This is a genomic window from Aerococcus sp. HMSC23C02, from assembly GCF_001806805.1.
Classification (GTDB): domain Bacteria; phylum Bacillota; class Bacilli; order Lactobacillales; family Aerococcaceae; genus Aerococcus; species Aerococcus sanguinicola.
This window is the reverse complement of the sequence record NZ_KV786066.1, coordinates 1-351: the sequence shown is the minus strand read 5'-3', so window position 1 is coordinate 351 and position 351 is coordinate 1. Positions and strand designations below refer to the sequence as shown.

1 protein-coding gene is annotated in these 351 nt (G+C 44.7%); it reads right to left on the bottom strand.

The features are described 5' to 3' along the window. Window positions 1–351: hypothetical protein (locus HMPREF3090_RS09890; RefSeq protein ID WP_210382199.1), on the bottom strand; the 351-nt coding region annotated here is incomplete at both ends.

The window sequence follows — 351 nt, the reverse complement described above, 5'->3', positions numbered from 1 at the left end:
CACGGATAATCAACCACATACCTGACTGTCCGTTAAAGGTACCAGGTTCAGTTGATGCGGTTATAGACTTGCCGTCTTTACCGTCACGGATGATGTGTGTATGGTTTGTTCCATTGGCATGGTGGATGGTGATTTCTAGACCTTCTGCAGTTTCTCGTGATGAGATATCAGCTGATTTACCATCTTGACCATCAGCAATAAATTCACGGTCAATTTCTTGAAGGGTCTCTCTATCGCGGATAATCAACCAAGCACCTGATTGTCCCTTATGGTCGCCACGTTCAGTAGTCGCAATAATGGATTTCCCATCGCGACCGTCTTTTCCATCCTTACCATCTTTCCCATGTTTAA